The 21269-nt window shown below is 61.5% G+C and carries 14 protein-coding genes; 12 read left to right on the top strand and 2 right to left on the bottom strand.

From position 1 onward, the window contains the following. The first annotated feature begins 68 nt into the window (after positions 1–68). From HMPREF1546_RS17680 to HMPREF1546_RS17630, 10 genes are read left to right on the top strand one after another with little or no spacing between them, the layout of a single operon-like run. Positions 69–1052 carry a tyrosine-type recombinase/integrase gene (locus HMPREF1546_RS17680; RefSeq protein ID WP_021747604.1) on the top strand — a complete coding sequence of 328 codons (984 nt, stop codon included), beginning with the start codon at positions 69–71 and terminating at the stop codon, positions 1050–1052. Continuing rightward, positions 1045–1560 carry a phage holin family protein gene (locus tag HMPREF1546_RS17675; RefSeq protein ID WP_021747605.1) on the top strand — a complete coding sequence of 172 codons (516 nt, stop codon included), beginning with the start codon at positions 1045–1047 and terminating at the stop codon, positions 1558–1560. Before HMPREF1546_RS17680 ends, HMPREF1546_RS17675 begins: the two co-directional genes overlap by 8 nt. Before the next feature lie 52 nt (positions 1561–1612). After that, complete coding sequence (locus HMPREF1546_RS17670) at positions 1613–1948, top strand: hypothetical protein (protein WP_036629403.1); 336 nt, start codon at positions 1613–1615, stop codon at positions 1946–1948. Beyond that, the gene (locus HMPREF1546_RS20020; protein WP_021747607.1) at positions 1948–2706 is read left to right on the top strand and encodes a Gp49 family protein; all 759 of its coding nucleotides are present in this window, start codon (positions 1948–1950) and stop codon (positions 2704–2706) included. Before HMPREF1546_RS17670 ends, HMPREF1546_RS20020 begins: the two co-directional genes overlap by 1 nt. 1 nt (position 2707) lies before the next feature. Continuing rightward, positions 2708–4084: an N-acetylmuramoyl-L-alanine amidase gene (locus HMPREF1546_RS17655; protein WP_021747608.1), complete on the top strand. Its 1377-nt coding sequence runs from the start codon at positions 2708–2710 to the stop codon at positions 4082–4084. A gap of 57 nt (positions 4085–4141) precedes the next feature. Next, positions 4142–5383, top strand: a complete 1242-nt coding sequence (locus HMPREF1546_RS17650) for a tail fiber domain-containing protein (protein WP_021747609.1) — start codon at positions 4142–4144, stop codon at positions 5381–5383. A 3-nt stretch (positions 5384–5386) separates the two neighbouring features. Further along, positions 5387–5779 (top strand): hypothetical protein, encoded by a 393-nt coding sequence (locus tag HMPREF1546_RS17645; protein ID WP_021747610.1) that lies wholly within the window; start codon positions 5387–5389, stop codon positions 5777–5779. Next, entirely contained in the window at positions 5776–7404 is a 1629-nt protein-coding gene (locus HMPREF1546_RS17640; RefSeq protein ID WP_021747611.1) for a hypothetical protein, read from the top strand. The genes HMPREF1546_RS17645 and HMPREF1546_RS17640 overlap by 4 nt, the downstream gene beginning before the upstream one ends. A 12-nt stretch (positions 7405–7416) precedes the next feature. Continuing rightward, on the top strand, positions 7417–8799 hold the full coding sequence (locus HMPREF1546_RS17635; protein WP_021747612.1) for a hypothetical protein: 1383 nt from the start codon (positions 7417–7419) through the stop codon (positions 8797–8799). 11 nt (positions 8800–8810) lie between these two features. After that, a complete protein-coding gene (locus HMPREF1546_RS17630) occupies positions 8811–18410 on the top strand; it encodes an LPD23 domain-containing protein (RefSeq protein WP_147629880.1) in 9600 nt (3199 codons plus the stop codon). Between the two features lie 47 nt (positions 18411–18457). Here the strand turns inward: HMPREF1546_RS17630 and HMPREF1546_RS17625 are convergent, their stop codons facing one another. Both HMPREF1546_RS17625 and HMPREF1546_RS17620 read right to left on the bottom strand, forming a co-directional pair. Then, the gene (locus tag HMPREF1546_RS17625) at positions 18458–18886 is read right to left on the bottom strand and encodes a hypothetical protein (RefSeq protein ID WP_021747614.1); all 429 of its coding nucleotides are present in this window, start codon (positions 18884–18886) and stop codon (positions 18458–18460) included. Positions 18887–18929: 43 nt separating this feature from the next. Continuing rightward, positions 18930–19649: a hypothetical protein gene (locus HMPREF1546_RS17620; protein ID WP_021747615.1), complete on the bottom strand. Its 720-nt coding sequence runs from the start codon at positions 19647–19649 to the stop codon at positions 18930–18932. A 383-nt stretch (positions 19650–20032) separates the two neighbouring features. Between HMPREF1546_RS17620 and HMPREF1546_RS17610 the strand changes: the two genes are divergently transcribed. Continuing rightward, positions 20033–20281 (top strand): helix-turn-helix domain-containing protein, encoded by a 249-nt coding sequence (locus HMPREF1546_RS17610; protein ID WP_036629406.1) that lies wholly within the window; start codon positions 20033–20035, stop codon positions 20279–20281. 123 nt (positions 20282–20404) lie between these two features. Continuing rightward, positions 20405–21269: IS30 family transposase (locus tag HMPREF1546_RS17605; protein WP_021752196.1), on the top strand; the 865-nt coding region annotated here is incomplete at its 3' end.

Below are 21269 nucleotides of genomic sequence, written 5' to 3'. Positions count from 1 at the left end.
CCAAACCCCGCGGGCGCCTTATTAGACTAAGACACCCTCCTGCTATACTGGTGCGGGAGGTGTTGCGTATGGACGCAAAGACGGAGCTGGAGCGGAGGCTGGTAGGACTGGCCCCCGGTATGGAGACGGAGATCAGACAAGTCCTGGAGGCGTACCGGATTACCTGGGCAGAGACAGGCGGCGCCCTGGCGCTCCGTGAGCGGATCGAGTCATTCCTGGCGGCGAAGCGGATCGACGGCCTGTCCCCCAAAACGCTGAAAGACTATGGCCTTGTGCTGCGGTCTTTTGCGCGGAATGTAGACAGGCCGCCGGAGGAGATCACCGCCGACGATGTCCGGCGGTATCTGGCCGGACTGTCGGAGCGAGGGCTGAAGAACGGGAGCATCGTCACCCACGCCAACACGCTGCGGAGCTTTTTCGCATGGCTGGAGCTGGAGGACGTGATCGGGAAAAGCCCCATGCGGAGGATCAGGAGCCGGAGCGTGGACCGGACGGCGGCTCGCCGCCCTCTGACAGAGGCGGAACTGAGCCAACTGCGGAAGGGCTGCCGGAACATCCGGGACCAGGCGCTGGTAGAATTCCTGTCCTCCAGCGGCTGCCGGTTGAGCGAGGCGGCAGGGATTCGTGCGGAGCAGGTGGATTGGAAGCAGAGGAGTGTACGCGTGCTGGGAAAGGGGCGGAAGGCGCGGACGGTGTTCTTCTCCGTCCGGGCTGGACAGCTTCTGCGGGAATACCTGAGTCAGCGGGAGGGCGGAGACGCGCTTTTCGCGGCGGTCAGAGCGCCATGGCCCCCTTTGACGCCGGGAGGTATTGAGAAAGCCCTGGCACGAATCGGGCAGCGGGCCGGGCTGGAACGGCGGGTCCACCCCCACATCCTGCGGCATACCTTTGCCACGCAGGCCCTGAAAGGCGGGATGGCGCTGCCGGTGATTCAACAGCTCCTGGGGCATGAGGACCCCAAAACCACCATGATCTACGCCGCGATTCTGCCGGAGGCTGCGCGGCGGGCATATAGGAAAACATTTGACCGAAAGGAGAACGACCATGAATGAAACGACTGTGACCACGGTAAAGGCCGCCATCGCGGCGGCGGTGGCTACCATGACGGCCCTGTGGGGCTGGTTCGGGTGGCTGGTGATCGCCTGGGTGCTGCTGATGCTGGCGGATTGGCTGATCGGCAGCGCGGCGGCAGCCAAGGAGGGGCGCTGGTCCAGCGCCAAGATGCGGGAGGGCGCCTGGCACAAAGGCGGGATGATCCTGGTGGTGTGCATCGCCCTGGTGGCGGACTGGCTGATCGGGAGCATCCTGGGGCATATCCCGGCGGTGTCCCTGCCATTTACATATTCTGTTTTGCTAGGGCCGCTGGTGATCGTCTGGTACATCATCGGAGAGCTGGGTTCCCTGGCGGAGCACGCCGTTACCTTTGGGGCACCTGTCCCCTCCTGGCTGCGGAACATTTTGGAGATCGGCAAAAATGCCGTGGACGCCGCCGGGGAGAGCATCGCCGGCGAGGGCGGCGGAGACGATCCGAAGGAAAGCGAAAACACCAAAAACGAATAGGCATCAAGCCGCTGTGCGGTTGATATTAAATTTTGAAAAGGAGATTTTGAACATGAAGACTGTGGAAGAAGTGCTGCAGAAGTACACCCTGGGCGAGGCCGGTAAGGACGAGACCAACGACGGTCTGAAGGAATTGGGCTCTCCCCTGCGCCTGAACCCTGACCGGAATGTGATTACCCCGGAGGAGCTGGCGGAGACCCGTGTGGGCGAGACCCCTGCTGAGGCCAACGGATGGGGCATTCTGGACCACGGCGTGGGCAGCCTGGAAAAGGTCCATGTGGTGAACGGCCGCACGGTGGACGTGGACATGGGACATGAGGCCGCCTATGTCTACATCGCCGGGCGCAAGTACCGCCTGCGGAGCGATGTGCTGACGGAGGAAGACTGATGAAGACATACATCGGGACCAAGATCATCCAGGCGGAGCCGGCGTTCCGGATCGATGGGGAGATTTATCCTGAGAGCGGTCCGGTCCCAAGAAGCATGAACCGCGAGGAAGGCTACCGGGTCCATTACCCGGACGGATACGAGAGCTGGAGTCCCAAGGGCGTGTTCGAGCAGGCCCATCTGCCCATGACCGTCAATCCCGACCTGCGGACGGACGCTCCCAGCATCAGTCAGCAGATGGTGGATGATTTCATCCTGGAGACCTGGACGCAGACCATGGGAGACAAAACCACGGTTGTGCGTGCCATGCTGCGGAACGGGTTTGAGATCATGGAGAGTTCTGCGTGCGTCAGCGCGGAGAACTACGACGAAAAACTGGGCCGGGAAATCTGCCTGGGGAAGATCAAGGACAAGGTGTGGTTCCTGCTGGGCTTCCTGCTGCAGACCGCGGTACATGGCGTGAAGAAGGCGAAAACGGAGGCAGGCAGGCCGGCCTACGCCATGACCTTCGGCATGGCCATTGAGGCGGCCAAGAAGGGCAAACGCATTGCCCGGAAGGGCTGGAACGGAAAAGGCCAGTATGTGGAGCTGGCAAAGGCCATCAGTTACAAAAGCCCCACCGGCGCGGTGGTGAATGCGGAGCACGACGCCATTGGGAACCAGGCGCTGGCCTTCGTGGGCACCTCCGGCGTGCAGATGGGCTGGCTGGCCTCCCAGGCAGATATGCTGGCGGACGACTGGGAGATTGTGGAGGGCTGATATGGTCCATATTGAGAGGACGCCGCTGAAGATGATCCTGCGGGCGGTGGTCTACCAGAACACGGAGAAGCTGTCCCTTTCGGAGATCGTGGAGCGGGAGAAGCCGGACCTTGCCATGACAGGAGCGTTTTACAATCCTGCCGAATGGGCGCCGGTGTGCCCGGTGAAGGCGGGCGGGACCGTCCTGTTTGCGGATCAGCAGTACAGCTACTGGGCCCTGGGCTGGGACGTGGGAGCCGACATGCTCCCCGTCCTGGTCCCCCCCGGCGGGGAGAGCGACTGCCGGAACTATGTGGCAAACTGCCTGCTGGTCCGGGCGGGACGGCCCCAGCAGAAGCTGACCTACAACGCCGACGTAGGCGGCCGGCGGGGCCGGGTGGCCGTGGGCCTGACGAAGGATACCTGGATCACCTATGGGGCGTCCGACGGCTCCAGCGGAGCCATGACGCCGGAGGAACTGCGGGACTACATGGCGGGCCAGGGCTGTCAATTCGCCGTGATGATGGACGGCGGAGGCAAGGTCAATCTGTATGTGAAGAGCGAGAACGTCCTGATCCAGGGCAAGGACCCCAGCCAGAACCTGATCCTGCTGTACCTGGACGACGGAGAAACGGAGGAAGCACCTGTGAGCGAGAAAAAGACGGTTTGCCTGGACCCGGGCCACGACGCAAGCAACCTGGCCAACAAGAGCCCGGACGGCACCTACTATGAGCACGAGTTCGCCCTGGACATGGGGAACCGGATCAAGGCCATCCTGGAGCGGTACGGTGTGGCCGTGACGATGACCCGCACCGGCGGCGAGGCGGTGAGCCTGGCCCAGCGGTGCAAGATCGCCAACAACATCCGGGGGCTGGACCTGTTTGTGAGCCTGCACTCCAATGCGGCGGCGGGCAGCGGCTGGTCCTCCGCCTCCGGGTGGAGCGCCTATGTGTTCAGCAAGACCAGCGGCGGATATACCGCGGCGCAGAGCATCCTGGAGGCGGTGAGGGCAGCGGGGATCGCGGTGCGGTCCACCCCCATCGTGGAAGCCCCGTCCCTCTACGTGCTGAAAGGGACGGTGGCGCCGGCGGTGCTGATCGAGCACGGCTTCCACACCAACGAGGGCGACGTGAAAAACCTGCGGAACAGCAGCTACCGGCAAAGATTGGCGGAGGCAGAGGCCCGCGGCATCCTGGACTACCTGGGTATTGCCTGGGAGGAAGAGGACGCACCGGAGCCGGCAGAGCCGACGGAGGCTGAAAAAGCGGTGGAGTGGATCACCAGTGAGGGCATTATGCTGGGCAACAGCGCCGGGGACCTGATGCTGGATCAGGGCATGACCCGCAAACAGTTCGCCGTCATGCTGTACCGGTATCACAAAAAATTCCATCCAACATAAACGGACGAGGGGCCGGCCGGTGCGGCCGGCCCCGTTTCTTACAGGAGGCGAGACGACGTGCCATCCAACTGGCTGTACATCGACAGCAACTTCCCCACGTTCACCGGGGATGAGAACCTGAAAGAGCAGGTCACCACAATCCAAAACTACATGTATATGCTGGTGGAGCAGCTGCGGTACACCCTGCACAACCTGGATCTCTCCAACATGAACGAGGCGGCGGTGGACGACTGGGAGAACGCCATCACCGAGCCCATCTACATCCATCTGGAGGACAGCGACGAACGGATTACCCAGCTTGCCATCACGGCGGCGGGGCTGTCTGCCCGGATGGAGGACGCGGAGGGGAACATCACCACCCTGCAGGCCACAGCCACGGGACTGGCCGCGCAGATCACAGACGCCGAGGGAGACATCGCGGCCCTGCAGGTGACGGCCGACGGCCTTTCCAGCACGGTTGCCAACCAGGCGGGGCAGATCAGCAGCCTGCAGCAGACGGTGGGCAGCTTCTCCCTTTCTGTGAGCAATGGGGAGAGCAGCTCCACCATCTACCTGTCCGCAAACGGGGCCGTGATCGACTCCGCCCGGGTGACGTTCACCGGAATGGTCCTCTTCGCGGATCTGGAGACCTCCGGCGCCACCACCATCAACGGCGACAACATCACCACGGGGACCATCTTCGCGGACATCATCCACCTGGGCGGACAGATGGACGTGTACCGGACGGCCAGCGGGTTCTCCCTGGGCGGTTATATCGGATACATGTCCGGCATGACGGCTTCGGGGAGTTCCACGGCGGGCATCGCCATTGCCAGCAGCAACGAGGCGGCGGTGGTGATCTGCACCACCAACGGCGCCCGGATGGGATATGACGGCGTCTCCACGGTGGTGTGCACCAGTACGCAGGTGTCCATCACCGGGGACACGGTATTCATCAACGGGGAGCCGGCCGCAACATCCGACGCGCGATTGAAGACGGAGAAGCAGTACGATGTGGAGAAATACCTGGGCGTCTTTGACCGGCTGAAGCCCTGCACTTTCGTCTATGAGGGGCACAAGCGCCGCCACCTGGGCCTGATTGCCCAGGAGGTGCAGGAGGCCCTGGCGGACGAGGGTATCCCGGAGAGCGACTTCGCGGCCCTGTGCACAGAGCCGCCCGGCGAGGAACGGCCGGACGGCCTCTATACCCTGCGCTATGGAGAGATTCAGATTATGGCGATTGCCAAAATCCAGCAGATGGCGGAGGAGATAGCAGAACTGAAAGAACAAGTGGCGGCCCTGTCGGCCGGGAAGGAGTAAGACATGAAAATAACGCTGATGGAGGCCGTCATGGCCAACCTGGCGGCGGAGGAGGTCGGGCGGCAGGCCGTCCCCTACTCCCTGGCTCTGGCCCTGATGAAGGTCAAACAGGCCACGGCGGCGGAAGCGGAGACCTTCGCGGCGGAGGAGCGGAAGCTGGTGGAGAAGTTCGCAGCCAAGGACGAGGACGGAAACATCCGCGTGGCCCAGGGGCGATTCACCTTCCGCGCCCCCGGAGAGCGGGGAGAATACGAGGAGCAGCACCGACAGCTTGCCGAGACGCCGGCAGAGATCCGTTTTACGAAGCTGCGGGCGCCGGCGCCGGACACGATCTCCGTAAAATCACTGGAGGTCCTATCCCGATTCATCGACTTCCGAGGAGGTGACAGAAAGTGAGACTGCCGCAGGTATCCTATGCCGACGGGATCAAGACCGCCAAACAGGACGAGTTCGCCGGCCTGAACCACAACCTGGGCGCCAAGGACGGGGAGCTGTGGGATATGCGAAACCTGTGCAGCGACTACTCTCCCCTGCTGGCGACCAGGTCGCGGCGGATGCTGTACAAGACGCTGCAGGACCCCGGCGGTCTGTTCTGCTGGGACAAGCTGTGCTGGGTGGACGGGACCACGTTCTACTATGATGGCGTGGCCAAGGGGACCGTGACAGCCGGCCGGAAGACCTTCACCGCCCTGGGAGCCTACATCGTGATCTTCCCGGACAAGGCATACTACAACACGGCGGCGGACGAGTTCGGCAATCTGGAGGCCACCTGGACCGGTGCCTCCCTCACCTTCACCAACGGGAAACTGTATGAAGAGGACGCGGAGGCCAACTGCATCCAGGCGGAGGGCGTCAACTGGGAGGACTACTTCAAGGCTGGGGACGCCGTGACCATCGCGGGATGCACGAAGCACACAGAGAACAACAAAACCCCGGTGATCCGGGAGATCGACGGGGACAAGCTGTACTTCTACGAATACATCTTCACCCTGGATGGCGAGGACGGTGTGACGCCCTACACCGAAACCGGGGAGCTTTCGGTCTCCCGGACAGTGCCGGACCTGCTGTTCGTCTGCGAGAACGAGAACCGCCTGTGGGGCTGCGACAAGACCACCATTTACGCCTCCAAGCTGGGGGACATCTTCAACTGGAATGTGTACGAGGGACTGGCGACGGACAGCTATTCCGTAGACACCGGCAGCGCCGGCAGCTTCACGGCATGTATCTCCTTTCTGGGGTATCCCATCTTCTTCAAGGAGGACCACATCTACAAGGTGTACGGCTCCATCCCAACCAATTTTGAAGTGATGGGCAGCGCTACCCTGGGCGTGGCGGCCGGCAGCGACCGGAGCCTGGCGATTGCCGGAGAGATTCTGTTCTACCACTCCCGGGCGGGGATCATGGCCTACTCCGGGGGCATCCCCCAGCCGGTGGGGGCGGCGTTTGGAGTGGAGCGGTTCGAGGACGCCGTGGGCGGGTCCGATGGGCTCAAATACTACGTCTCCATGGCCGGGAAGGACGGCGCCTATCTCCTGTATGTCTACGACACCCAGCGGGGGGCGTGGCACATCGAGGACGCCACCCAGTCCACACACTTTGCCCGCTGCGCCGGAAATCTCTATCTGCTGGACGAGGGCGGGAACATTTGGATCACCGGGAACATCCAGAATCCGCCGGAAGAGGCAACAATGGAGGATGCCTTTGACTGGATGGCGGAGTTTGCCGACTGGTGCGAGGACAGTCCAAACAAGAAGGGCGTCTCCAAGCTCCTGCTGCGGCTGGAGGTGGACGAGGGCGCGGAAGTGCAGCTCTTCATCATGTTCGATTCGACGGGCGAATGGATCGCGGTAAACGGGACGCTGGAGGGCGGTGTGAAACGAAGCTACACCCTCCCCATCGTGCCGCGGCGCGGGGACCATTACCGGATCAAACTGGAAGGGCACGGCGGCTGCCGGGTATATTCTCTGGCACGGGAGTATTACGACGGGAGCAGCCTGAAATCTCTACCGGGAAGACAGTGAGGAGGAAAGATCATGCCGAATTTCTCCTATGACGGATTTCTGACAGCGGCCAGCAACGCCGGCCTGCTGGGGGAGTTCTCTCAGGCGGACCTGGACACGGCCAGAAAATACCCGGAGTTCGGATACTCCATCCTGGGGCTGAAACAGGACATCCACAAGGCGACCACGCCGGAGGCAAAGCTGCTGGCCAACGAGGCGGCCAACCAGCTCCGGTCCAGCTACGGCGGGTACACCGGCGGAAAATACGGTGCGGACTACATCTCGGACGGGAAGATCCCGAACCAGATCGACAGCGTGCTGGACAAGATCAACGGCTTCGGGAGCTTCACCTTTGACCAGGAGCGCCCCAGCTATGAGAACCAGTACGCGGAACAGCAGCAGGCGCTGCTGGACGCCATCATCAACCGGCCGGACTTCTCCTGGAGCAAGGAGGATGACCCCCAGTGGAGCAGCTACAAGAAGTCCTATTTGCGGGAGGGAGACCGGGCCACCGCAAACGCACTGGGCCAGGCGGCAGCGGCCAGCGGAGGACGGCCCTCCACGGCGGCTCTCACGGCGGCCACCCAGGCCGGGGACTACTACGCGACCCAGCTGAACGACATCATCCCTACGCTGTACCAGCAGGCATACGACCGCTACCTGAACGAGTACAACATGAGCCTGCAGGACCTGAACGCGGTCAACACGCAGGAGCAGCTGGACTATGCCAAGTACCTGGATCAGCTGGGGCAGTTCAACACAGACCGGAACTTTGCCTTCAACCAGTATCTCTCCGACTTCGATATTCTGCAGAATCAGCTGGCTTCCCTCCAGGGGCAGGACAGCGTAGATTACAACCGCTGGATGGACAAGGTGGGGCTGTACGAGCAAAAGCAGGCGGAGGAAACGGACCTGGCCCGGGCCCAGGTGGATGCCATTCTGGCCGCCGGCGGAAGCCCCAGCGCGGATCTGGTGGGCGCCTCCGGATACGGGAGCGAGTATGTCCAGGCCCTGGAGGAAGCCTACCGGCGGCAGGCTGCCCAGCAGGCAGCCGGCGGAGGCGGTCGGTCCAGCAGTTCCGGAGGCGGGAAGTCCAAGATGACGCTGACCACGGCCAAACAGGCAGCAAACGCCGGCGTCTTTTCGGACGACGTTCTGGCTGTCTTGCGGGAGAACGGGTATACAGACGAGATGCTGAAGGCGATCTATGGATACGAGCCAAACAGCGGCGGAAGCGGAACGATCACAGACGCCTCTCAGCTGGGGGCTGCGGCGCTGAATATCGCGAACGCCATGAGCCGGGTTAATTCTCCGTCGCAGTTGGGGACGTGGGCCGAAAGAATCTCTGATGCGCTGGATGACGGCAAGATCACAGAGGCGGAAGCGGAGTTCCTGCTGGATGCAATCGGCTATTAAGGAGGCAGAACATGGCGAAATTATCTGTACAGGAACGGCTGGAACGCCTTAGAGAAGCAGGAAGGAAGCAGAGCGGCCAGGGAGGACAGCAGTCCTCCCCCGCTCCGGCTGCGACATCCGGGAGAACTACGGCCGGAATGACCGTCCGGGAGCGGCTGAACAGGCTCAAAGAAGCGGGGAGACAGCAGTCCCCCTCCCTGCCGACGGTGACCAGTCAAGCGGCGGGCGAAACCGCCGGAAGAAAAAAGGCTGGGAGGCCAACAACTGCCGGAAAGCCGGGAAAGATCACATCCCCGGCACGGGAGGCGGAGCGCCGGGCGGAGGAGCTGCGGACGCTGCGGGACGAGGCCCAGCAGGAATTCCTGAATTTCCGGGGTGCGGAGATCACCGCAGGGGCTGCGGGGATGCCCACAGAGTCGTATGCCGGGCAGAGATACCGCACGGCGGAGGAAGCCTACCGCGCCCGGCAGGATTACGACAGGCAGCTTGCGGAACTCCGAAACCGCTATTATCAGGAGGAAAACGAACAGCAGCGGGCGCGGCTGGCGGAAGATGCCTCCATGCAGGCCAGCTTTGCCCGGGCGGACGAGATCAGGGGCGCACTGAACCGCATCCAGACCCTGGAGCAGACCCGGGTGGCGGCACCGGGCCCCGTGACGGAGGATGCCGTCAACCAGGCTGTGCGGGAGATCGCCGGGCAGTACGGATTGTCCCGGGAGGACAGCCGGAATCTGACCACCGTCCGGAAGGCGCTGGAGGCGCAGCTGCTGGAAGAGACGGACCGCATCAGCGCGGCGGGCTATGACTACGAGCGCATGACGGAGTACCAGAAGCGGCAGGAGCGGGCGGCGGAGGCGGAGCGCCAGCGGCAGCAGACGGAAGCGTGGGCGGACGAGCATCCGGTCCTGGCCTCCCTCGCCTCCGTGGGCGCATCGGCCCTGCAGGCTGTCGACATCCCCCGCCTGATCGCCACTGGAGGCGGAAGCGAGGACGACCTGCGGACCTATACCCCGGCAGACCCGAACGCGGCCATCATCAGCAATTTTGTAACCGGGGTACGGGACACGGTGTCCAAGAAGATCGCGGATAACACAGACTGGGAGCTGTTCGGCCAGAACGTGGCGTCCTTCCTCTACAACACCGGCATGTCCATCGGAGACAGCGCCTCCCAAGTGGCGCTGCTGGGACCGTGGGCAACGTACCTGATGGGCGCCAGCGCGGCCAGCCAGCAGGCCGTGAACGTGCTGGAGCGGGGCGGCAGCAATTCCCAGGCGTTCTGGGGCGGTCTGGCCGCCGGCGCGGCGGAGGCGGTGTTCGAGCGGTTCAGCATTGAGAAGCTGCTGGAGGCCAAGACCATCAACAGCGTGAAGGACCTGCTGCGGGCAACTGCCCAGCAGGCGGGCACGGAGGCCAGTGAGGAAATGCTGACGGAGATCGCCAACATCCTGTCGGACACCGCCATCATGGGGGAATCCTCCGACTTCGAGCAGCTGGTGACGCAGTACCAGCTGATGGGCATGGACGAGGACGAGGCCCGGAAGCAGGCGTACCTGGACAGCGTGGCGCAGGTGGTATGGGCCGGCGTGGGCGGCGCTCTGTCCGGCATGGCCATGGGCGGCGCCACCAGCGGCGTGGACCTGGCCGGGCGGAATATCCGGCAGGGTATTCGGGACTACCAAGCGAGACCGGCCGACAGCGCCTATGACGTGATGCGAGAAAAGGGAATGTTCTCCCCGGAGGCTAGAGAGGCCGTGCAGGCGGCGGAACGCAGGCGGGGTGTGACGGAGGCCGTGGACCGGGCAGCCTGGATGATGGACCCGTGGAACCGGAGATCCCGGCGGGAGTACCTGAAGAACCGCGGGAGGGGCCAAGATGCAGAAGAAGCGCCACCGGCGTCCCAGCAGGCGCAGAGCCCGCAGGCCACGCAGGCGGTGCCTGCGGGCACACAAACCGCCGCCCCGGAAGGGGCGGCGCAGGTGCAGCAGGATCAGGCGCAGCCGGCAGGGCGGCAAACGCAGGCCACGCCGGCGGCGGACCCTGTGATCCAGACCCTGGAGAGCGGGGGGCGAGTGGACCAGGCCACGCTTTCCGACGAGCAGTTCGCAGCCCTGGCAGAACGGGGTGACATGGACGTGGATGACGGCGGAAGGGTCTATCAGGTTGACCCTGCCCAGCATATTGACCAGCGCAGCAGCGAGGATATGGGAGACCGGAGGATCAACGCCTTCCAGTTCGACCATCCGGAGGTGCACCGGTATTACAGCGAGGCGGCGGCGGAGCTGCTGAATGAGCTCTCTGTCACAGAAAAGGGCGGGCAGACCCTTCGCCTGGGCGATTACCAGACCGGGTATGAATACCGGAGGACCAAGCGGGCAGCGCCGGAGCGGATCACCGTGCTGCTGGACGACTACGGCCTCTCTTACGATCAAATCGAGAAAGCCCTGGACGCCATCATTCACAACCACGGCCAGGAGAACATCGCCGCTGCAAAGCGGGTGGAGTTCGTGCTGGACGATATGCTGACAAACGGCTATCAGTCCATGGATGGATATATCCCACCCAACCAGGACTACATCAATGCAAAAGCAAGTATTGCCGGATACGTAGAGACTGCAGAGGGCGGAAGCGGGTATCTGGACGGGATCGACGAAGCGCCGGTGACGGCGGAAAGGATGGAGCAGAATGGACAGCAGGGAGCAGAGCCGGGAGACGGCGTATCTGATGGAGACCTCGGACGGCTTTCTGGTACGGGTGCCGGAGAGCAAACTGGAGGCGTGGAAACAGGCGCAGAAAGAGGCAGAGGCCCCGCTGACACCTACCGAGCAGCGCGTGAAAGACAAAATTCTGTCCATGATCTACGGGGAGAACCGGTAAGCAGCCAGGACCTGGGACTGCCGCGGGGCACGGACGCCAAAACGCTTCAGGTCATTCCGGAGAGCGCCTGGGATGACGGCCTGCGGGCCACAGCGGACCGGGTGCGGGAAGAGACGGGGCTGGATACCGTGTTCGTGACCGGCGGCATCCAGATCGGGACGCCGGACGGCGCCCGGCTGGTCCGGGGTGTATTCACCGGGGACCGGATCATCGTGCAGGCGGACAACATCCGGGTGACGCCGGACCAGATCGCGGACCATGAGATTTTCCATGACCGGGCGGCACAGACGCCGGGCCTGATCCGGGAGCTGGAGGACCGCGTCCGGGAACAGTATGGGCCGGAAGATCTGGGCCGTGTGGTGGAGCAATATATCCGGAAGCTGCGGGGCGTGATCTCCGTTACGGAAAACGCCGGCGAGGACGGCACACAGGCGGAGGCATGGGCCATTCTGGAGGAAATTTTCGCGGACGCCTACGCCGGGATCAACGCCTTCTCCGTCCACGCGGAGCGGTTCAACGAGACCGTGGAGCAGACCATGACAGAGCGGGGCGTGGGCCGTGGCAGCCAGAACGCCGCGGCAACAGACCGGACCACCGGCCCCCCGGCGGAAGGCCGCTACAGCTTCGGCGGGGAGAACGCCAGGCGGGCGGACCTGGACGCCCTGGACCGGGCCAAGGAGATGGAGCGCCAGGGCGTGGCCATGGAGACCATCTTCCGGGAGACCGGGTGGTATACCGGGGCGGACGGCAAATGGCGGTTCGAGATCGATGACAGCGGCATGGAGTACAGCCGCTGGGGAGACCTGAACCGGAGCGACCGGGCGGAGTATGCCCGCTTCCGGGAACTGGAGGGAAAGTTCATCGACGGGACCATCACCCAGGAGGAACAGACGGAGCTGCGCCAGCTGCTCGACCAGGGGCACGGCCCGGGCCGGGCGGAGGAACAGCAGACGCTGCGGCTGGCCGACTTCCTGCGCCATGACGAGCTTTATCAAAACTACCCCCAGCTGCGGCAGGCGGCCCTGCGGTTTGCGGACCTGCCGGAGGGGACACACGGTTCCTACAACACGGGGACAAACACCATCACCCTGAACAACTCCCTGCGTGACGCGCCGGAGGACACCCTGGTACACGAGATTCAGCACGCCATCCAGAGCGCGGAGGGATTTTCCGGCGGGAGCAGCCCGGAATACTGGGCCAGACGGGAATATGAGACGGGCGACCTGGTTTCAAATCGCCTACAGCAGGAGTACGACCAAATCCTGAACGGATTGGGCCGGGAGGATCAAAACAAGTACATCCGATATACGGAACTGGAGCGGGAATTGGAGCGCCTTTTCCTGGCTGATTCAAATACGGAAGCGGGGCGGCGGTATGACCGGCTGGAGGCCGAGCAGGACGCCATCTATGAAGAGCTCTATCCGAACGCGTGGTTCCGGCAGCTGCTGGACCTGAGCCACCGCATGGAGGACACCGCCGGAGAGTACCGCAGGATGTACGAGAACACCGCGGGCGAGATCGAGGCCCGGGATGTGACGGCCCGGCGCCAGCTGACGCCGGAGCAGCGGCGGCAGACCATGCCCAACACCGGGGACGAGAACACGGTGTTCTCGGACTCGGATGCCTTTTTCTCCGCGGAGACAGACACCGACGCGCTGAAAGAGCGGCAGATGCAGATCATTCAGGAGACAAACCCGGCGGATGACGACTACCACACATGGATCCGGAGCGCGGAGGAGATCAAGACGTTCCGGGAGTCCATAGAGGACCCGGAGTGGGCAGAGTACGACGAATACAACCCGGACTTCACGCGCGCCATGGCGGAGGAGGCCCTGGAGAGCGGAGAGATCGAGGTGTTCAGTTCCTACCCCATTGAGGCGGGCGGATTCGTCTCGCCGTCCAGGATGGAGGCGGAGAGCTATTCCGGGAACGGACGGGTTTACAGTAAGACAGTCCCGCTGACGGACGTGGCGTGGATCGACCCTACCCAGGGGCAGTATGCGCCGGTTGACAGGACCATGTACTCCATGAGCGAGCCAACTGACGCCCAGCAGGACGAGGCGGAGCGGCTGCTCTTCCAGGGCGTGGACGCGGACACCATCCGAGAGATGACCGGCCTGGAGCGGACGGAGGACCATGGCTGGCGGTTCACTGTTGACACCACCCCGGAGGCGGCGTATGATGGCGGCAGAACGACAGATCAGCAAGGAGGACTGGACGATGGGCAAAATGAATATGACCTTCGAGGAGTTCATGGAGAAAATGTACGGAGGCGAGAAGCCGGAGAAACTATCCCAGGAAGACCTAGATCGGCTCAAAGGAGAAATGCAGCAGGTAGCCAAACGGATGAAGGAGGAAGGCGTGCAGCCCCCGCCTCCTGGGCACGAGGACGTGTAATTGACCGCCCGTCTCGGGCGGCGGGAATTGCGGCTGAAAATGCGGGCCGGTACGGAGCGGACGCATTTGTGGTAGAGGATGCCGCCATCAAGGAAAGAAATCCCAAAGCCTGGGCGTTGACCAGCGGCGGGAGTATCTATATCTCTGACAGCATCCCGGCAGAACTGGCGGATGTGGTGGGATACCATGAAGCGATTCACGCTGCAAAGCAGACGGGAAATGACCGGTATCTGGACTTTCTCGAAAATACTGGGGAATATATTAGCCTGTCTAGTGATCGAACCGCAGAAGTCATGGGAATGATAATCAAGCAACGTTTCCATGGCAGCAAGAGCCTGTTCGACCTAACACCGCAGGAACAGACGACGGCTTTTGACGAGCTGAACGCCGTTGTCTGGGGATTCCACAAGGCAGACCAGGAAAACGCCCGGGAGCAGTTCGCGGATATGTTCCAGGACTACGATGCCTACATCGCGGACCTGGACGCCGCCATGGAGAGCGGCGCGGAGCCGGAGGTCCCTGGCCTCTCCCTCCCCACTCTGGACGACGAGGACATCCGCTACAGCATGGACGAGGACACCGCGGCGGAGCCGTCGGACAATCCCCCGCTCTCTCCGGATCAGAGCGGGCGGAGCGATCTGCACCGGCCGCGGGGCATGAGCGACGAGCAGTACAACCGGCTAAACGAGCGGTGGAAAAACCGGCCCGTCGACTGGCGGGAAACGCTGGCGCCGGAGGGCTTCGACAGCATCGATGATTACACGGCGGCCCTGGAGGCCGCGGCGGAGGAACGGATGCGGAACCGGAGCCGGGAGGAATTCGAGGGCTCTGACGCTCTGAAGGACCTGGGCATCCGGATTGCCAACAGCGTGGGCCTGTATGGGAACACCCAACAGCTGATCGAGAATGACCGGGCGGCCAAGTCCATCCGAAAGGAGATCAAGCGGGCGGAGCGACGGCTGCAGGCCACGGATGCGGAGAAGAACTTCGCCTCCGGCGTGGCGGCGGGCATCTACGGCGAGGCGGACATCCCGCCCAGCATGGACGCGGACACGGTGATGGAGCTGGCGGACTACTACTGGGCGGAGAAGGCCGTGCAGAACGACCTGATCCGGGAGCAGCGCACCAAGATCAACCGGAACCTGGACGAGCGGGTGCGGCGGCTGATGGACGGCGTGGACGACGCCAAGACGAAGGTCCCGGCGGCCGTCATCATGCGGAACCGGACCCCGGAACGGAATATGCGGCGGATCTTCGGCAACGCCAAGGGCGACGAGATCAACGACTACCTCTTCCGGCCTGTCCAGGACAACGAGGCGGAGCGCATCCGCTTCGTGAACCGAATGCACAACGAGGTCCGGACCTTCAAAGATCGGAACGGAAAGGACCGGCGGCTGAACAAGGAAGAACGGGCCCTGGTGCAGCTGGTGATCGAGGGCCGGGCGGCGGAGGACGCCGTGAACGCCATGGAGCGGAGCCGGGATATTCAAAACGCGGCGGAGAACATCAAGAACGCCCGGAAGCTGGCAGGAAAAGACGACCTTGCGAAGCGGCGGCAGGCGGAGATCGACGCCTCCGTGGATGAAGCGAGGGAATTCAACCTGGGGACGGACGAGCGGCGGCTGGCGATTCAGTACAGCCGGTGGCTGGAAACCCAGGAACGGCTGCAAGGCGCGGACACCACCATCATCGGGAACGCGGTGGAGAAGTACCGGGAGCTGTTCAACCAGCTCTACGACGCGGCCAACGATTTTTTGGTGGCCCACGGCTACGAGCCCATCGGCTTCATCCGGGGGTACGCGCCCCATCTCCAGAGCCAGGAGACCCAAGAGCGGTTCAACAACGCCCTGGAGCGCATGGGGATTAACCGGGAGATCGGGAAGCTCCCCACCTCCATTGCGGGGAGAACGAAAAATTTCAAGCCGAATATGCCGTGGAACGGCTTTTTCAAGAACCGAAACAGCCAGGGAGAATTTCTGGATCCGGACATTGCGGAAGGATTCGAGAAGTATGTGGACTCCATGTCGGACGTGCTCTATCACACGGACGACATTATGCGGACCCGGGCCTTTGTGCGGTATTTCAGAAGAACCTATGCCCCGGAGGAAATCCGGAACCAGCTGGAGCAGGCGGACGCGCTGCGATACGCGCAGGCGGACCAGCAGGCGTCCTTCCTGCGGGACAAGGGGAAGCTGTCCTACACATCCGCGCCGACCTATGAGGACGTACACCAGGCCATGGAGCAGTATGTGGAGGATCAGTACCAGGCCATCGAAAACCTGACGCTGTATGGAGACCTGGCGGTGTTTCTGGACGACTACGCAAACAACCTGGCAAACAAGCAGCTGTTCGAGGACCGGGCCATGGAGAAGAGCTTCGGGCGGACCTCTCTCAACGCCATCAGCAAAGTACACCGGGCTTTTGCCAGGGCGCAGGTGTCCGCCAACCTGTCTTCCGCCCTGAACCAGGGCGGCCAGCTGCCCATTATCCTTGCGGAAAACGGGGCGCGGAACGTGGCCCAGGCGCTGATCGAGCTGCGGAGCAAGGACCTGAAAAGCTGGGCGGCGGGCAGCGACTTCCTGACGGAGAAAAAGGGGATCAACTACATCGTGACGAGCTGGAAGGACCGGGCGATCACCGGAGCCTTCAAGCCGCTGGAAATCGTGGACGGCATCGTATCCACCCTGGCGGTGCGGAGCCGGTATTTGAAGGAGGTCCGGGCCGGGAAGAGCGCGGCGGAGGCCATGCGCCTTGCGGACCGGTTCGGCCGGGAGGTCATGGCAAGCCGGGCCAAGGGCAGCGTGCCTCTGGCGTTCCGGTCCAAGGACTTTCTCAACCAGATGGTGCACATGTTCCAGCTGGAGGCCCTGAACAACTGGGAGCACGTCATTCAGGACCTGGGGAACCGGGACTTCCGGGAAATGGCCCGGGCAAAGGGGAAACGGGCAGCGGCCGGGTCTCTGGCGGCTGTCCTGGTAAAGATCATACTGGGGGCTTTCCTGCTGAACCGGATCGACGAGGAGCTGTACGGCGGGACGCCGGCGCCGTTCGACGTTCTGGGCCTTGCGGGAAACCTTTTTGCCGGCGGCCTGGGGCTGACGCAGATGGACCTGCTGAGGACCCTGGTGGACAACGTCTGGGAGCGGCTGACCGGAGAGCGGCTGTTCGACACGGACCCGGAGCTGAACGAATTCGACGCCGCTGCCGGATGGGATGACTTTGTTTGGAATGGGCTCAATGAGATTCCGTTCGCAAGCAACGTGGCGGCATTGGCGGGTATGGGCGACCGGACGCTGCCCATGCCGGATTTGAGCAACCTGGCAGACCTGCCGGGGACCATTGCGGAGGACGGCCTGTTCTCCTGGGAGGTGGCGCGGCAGCTGGCGGGCCTGGCTGGAGATGTTCTGCCGGGCGGCCGGCAAATCGAAAAGTCCATCCAAGGCGGGGAAGCACTGCTCCGCGGCGGATACTACAGGGGCAGCGGAGAAAACCGGCGGCTGCAGTTCCCGGTAGAGCAGGATTTCTGGAGCATTGTGCGGGGAATCCTGTTCGGGCAGTCTGCCCTGGACGAAAGCCGAGACTTCTACGCCTCCGGGCAGACGGGCCTCTCTGCGAACCAGACGAAGGCATACGAGCAGATCGTGGACATGGGGGCTGACCCGGAGACCGTCTACCAGGCGATCCAGGGGTGGCGGGCCGCAGAGAACGACGAGGCCCTGAATTCTTACGGGAGAGGCGTTGCCAAGCGGGACGCCATCACGGAGGCAGACCTGACAGACGAGCAGAAGCTGGCTCTGTACCGCGGACTGAGCGACGCGGACAGCAGCACGCCGGACCACTTCCGGGCGATGATGGACACCGGACTCTCCTGGGAAGAGGTCATGGAGGCATACGACCAGTACCAATTCCTGAACAGCGACGAGGATACGCCGGAGGCTGAAAGGCTGTCGGCCTCAGAGAAGGCAACGGAGTTTGCCAGCTGGGTGGAGCGGCAGAATTACACGGAGGATCAGGCGGAAACCGTCAAGGAGGCCCTGCGCTATTGGCAGATGATCCCCGCGGAGGCCAGCGAGAAAATCCTTCTGGCTCAGGAATACGGGGTATCCGACAGCAGCCGGAAAGCCGCGGCGGAAGAGATCGACCGACTGAAGGGTGACGGGAACAGCGTCACGCAGGATATGGCGGCAGAGGCGCTCGAGAACATGCCGGGCCTGGACAACCGGGAACGGGCCATCCTGTGGCAGCTCCAGAACAAGTCCTGGAAATGGAACAAGAACCCCTTCGACAAACGGGTGGGCCGGGAGGTCTACGACCGGATGCACGAAGAGGACGAGGCGTAATGACGAGAGCCCCCGGGGATGATCCCCGGGGGCTCTCTTAAACCTTACTAGCGGAAATATTCATTATACAGAGAATCAGCTTTTTCCCTATCTCCACGATTTATCGCACAATAAAGCTCTTGAACGATTTCTTTACACGCCTTTATATCCCGCTCGTGCCAAGATAGGTATAGATGTTCGAATTTATCTTCGATACAGAGGAGCGGGATGGAAACAGGAAAGGAAACGGTTACGAGAACGATCCAAAGCGCAGAAAATATCCTGTAACGAATATAGTGCTCTTCTCTGTCAGCATAAACCCTGCACAGATACATCAGGACCCTGCTCACCATGAAAAGGAACGCAGCGGCCCCACAGTAAATAAGAAAATTTACAATCGCATACCGATCTGGAAACAGGTCAAGCAGGAGCGTTACCACTATGGCGAGCGCAAAAAGTACGCCTAAAATTATCAATATGATTTTCAAGGCCTTCACAAGAATACCCTCCTATGGATCGCAACAGGAGCAGATTTTCGAGTTACCCACCCCAACAATCGGAGCAGGGCTCGTATCCCATTTCTTTGGCAAGTTCAATGTTATAGATAAAATACCTGTGTCCTGTGAGATGATGGCAGCCGTAGCAGTGATATTTTTCACCGCTGACGGTTACAAACACAGCGTTGCTCCTGTAGAATTCCAATTCCGCAGAGTCTCTAAGGTTGGCCAACCGCCTTTGAATAGAAGCGTCAGATGATCTCCCATCTTCAATCCCGGCCGCATAACCATCGTCATAAGCTGCCGACCTGATAGCAGGTATTCTGCTTTCATAAGACTTCTGTGCCTCTTCTGCCATGGTGCGATACTCACTCTTTGCGGACCACCACGACCAGGCGGAAAATCCGATGGACAGAAGGCAGATCAAACAGGAAATGAGAACCAGAATAGTACCGGTCGGGTGGGAAAGCGCAACGCGGTTCTTTGGCTGGCGGTACACCTCAACGATCTCTTGCGAGGTGGGTACCTGCGTAATCCGCGTAGATGGGACGAACTGCATTGGAGTGCATTTGTTTTTCTTTTTGGCATACCAGTTACAAGTTGTCTTGGCAAAAAATATCGCGGCTCCGTAAACTGCAACGGTAATAAAAAAAGAGAACAACATCACGCCCTGTAAGGAGGCGGAAGTATCTACGAGCGAAAGCAACAGCGAGTTCAAAATCGAAGCAATCGCCAAATATACAAACCAGATCAAGAATTTCATATTATCTCAACCTTTCCCGTTCATCCCTCCGCCAGTATCTTTCCATGCGCTTTAACAAAAGGTTCTGGAGTGGGTAAAAGACGATAAGCGCAGGAATAGATAAGATAAAGCAAGTGACCGAAAGGACCACTAAGACTTTTTGAAAGAATCCAGGGTGCCCCATGTTGTCCAAGTAAATGCACAGCTCGTTCAGATAGCCACCGACTGCATAGAAAATGCTGCTTAGGCCAAATCCGCCAAGGACATACACTGCTTCCAAAAAAACACCGCCTTCCCGTTTTACTTTTTTCTGCTGTTTTATGGGATATTACCATGACTATATCGCCAAATAATGGTAAAGTCAACTGAGATACAGAAGATTCCCATAAAAGTGAGGGAACGGCGTGAAGGCAAACGATTATGAAGGGCGGCGGAATATCTCAGGCGAGCGGGTACGCATGAAGCGGCTGTCCATGCGCCTCTCTCAAGCGGCGCTGGTGGCGAAGGTTCAGACCGAAGGCGTGGTCCTGGAGCAGGACGCCATCAGCCGGATCGAACTCGGGGACCGGATGGTGCAGGATTATGAGCTTTGGGCGCTGTCCAGTGTGCTGGGCGTCTCCGCTGACTGGTTTTTGTGCGGCGATATGATCTGAACGAAAAAATTTCTCCCATAGGCTATAAGCCTATGGGAGCGTTTTTTTATGACTTGGAAGGGATTGACAAATTCCGGCTTTTTATGGATTATTAAATTAAACTGACAAGGAGGCGGACGTGCTATGGAGCGGCAGTATAGTCACTTGACCTGGAAAAACCGGCTGAAAATCAGGCGGATGCTGGATGAACGGCGCAAGCCGAAGGAGATCGCCGATGCGCTCCACGTGCACACCTCCACCATCTACCGGGAGATCAAGCGGGGGCAGACGTGGCAAATGACCAGTGAGTGGGAGTATGTGCAAAAATACTGCCCGGAGACCGCGGAGCGGAAATACCGGGAGAACCTGCAGGCCAAGGGGCCGGACTTAAAAATCGGAAATGACCATGCCCTGGCCTCCTATCTGGAAGAGAAGATCGGGAAGGAGCACTATTCCCCGGCGGCGGCACTAGCCAAGATCAAGGAAGAAGGCCGGATCTTCTCTGTGGAGATCAGCGAATGGACGCTTTACAGCTACATTGACAAGGGCGTGTTCGCCACCATCACCAACAAAAGCCTGCCCACGGGGAAGAAAAAGAAGCATCCATACAGGAAGGTGCAGGAGGCTCGGCTGCCGAAAGGGGACGGGATCGAGGATCGCTCCGAAGAGATCAACAGCCGGAAGACGTTCGGGCATTGGGAGATGGACACTGTGGTCTCCGCCAGGCGGTCCAAGAAGCGGCTGCTTGTTCTGACAGAGCGACTGACCCGCTGGGAGATCATCGAGCTGATGAAGGACGGAACCAGCGCCAGCGTGGTGGCCGCGCTGAACCGGATGGAGCGGAAGCTGGGCTCCGCCGCGTTTCGGGAGATGTTCCGGTCTATCACCATCGACAACGGTGTGGAGTTCGCGGACTGCGCCGGCATGGAATCCTCCTGCCGGAGAAGCGGCGCCCGCACCCATGTCTACTACTGCCACCCGTACTCTGCCTACGAGCGCGGCAGCAACG

The sequence above is a fragment of the Oscillibacter sp. KLE 1745 genome (assembly GCF_000469445.2).
Lineage (GTDB): Bacteria > Bacillota > Clostridia > Oscillospirales > Oscillospiraceae > Oscillibacter > Oscillibacter welbionis.
The sequence above is the reverse complement of the archived record's forward strand: the minus strand, read 5'-3'. Positions and strand labels throughout refer to the sequence as shown.

Bases quoted from the DNA above. Each gene is read 5' to 3' on its own strand.
- HMPREF1546_RS17680 (WP_021747604.1), top strand. From the start codon at position 69: ATGGACGCAAAGACGGAGCTGGAGCGGAGGCTGGTAGGACTGGCCCCC.
- HMPREF1546_RS17675 (WP_021747605.1), top strand. From the start codon at position 1,045: ATGAATGAAACGACTGTGACCACGGTAAAGGCCGCCATCGCGGCGGCG.
- HMPREF1546_RS17670 (WP_036629403.1), top strand. From the start codon at position 1,613: ATGAAGACTGTGGAAGAAGTGCTGCAGAAGTACACCCTGGGCGAGGCC.
- HMPREF1546_RS20020 (WP_021747607.1), top strand. From the start codon at position 1,948: ATGAAGACATACATCGGGACCAAGATCATCCAGGCGGAGCCGGCGTTC.
- HMPREF1546_RS17655 (WP_021747608.1), top strand. From the start codon at position 2,708: ATGGTCCATATTGAGAGGACGCCGCTGAAGATGATCCTGCGGGCGGTG.
- HMPREF1546_RS17645 (WP_021747610.1), top strand. From the start codon at position 5,387: ATGAAAATAACGCTGATGGAGGCCGTCATGGCCAACCTGGCGGCGGAG.
- HMPREF1546_RS17635 (WP_021747612.1), top strand. From the start codon at position 7,417: ATGCCGAATTTCTCCTATGACGGATTTCTGACAGCGGCCAGCAACGCC.
- HMPREF1546_RS17630 (WP_147629880.1), top strand. From the start codon at position 8,811: ATGGCGAAATTATCTGTACAGGAACGGCTGGAACGCCTTAGAGAAGCA.
- HMPREF1546_RS17620 (WP_021747615.1), bottom strand. From the start codon at position 19,649: ATGAAATTCTTGATCTGGTTTGTATATTTGGCGATTGCTTCGATTTTG.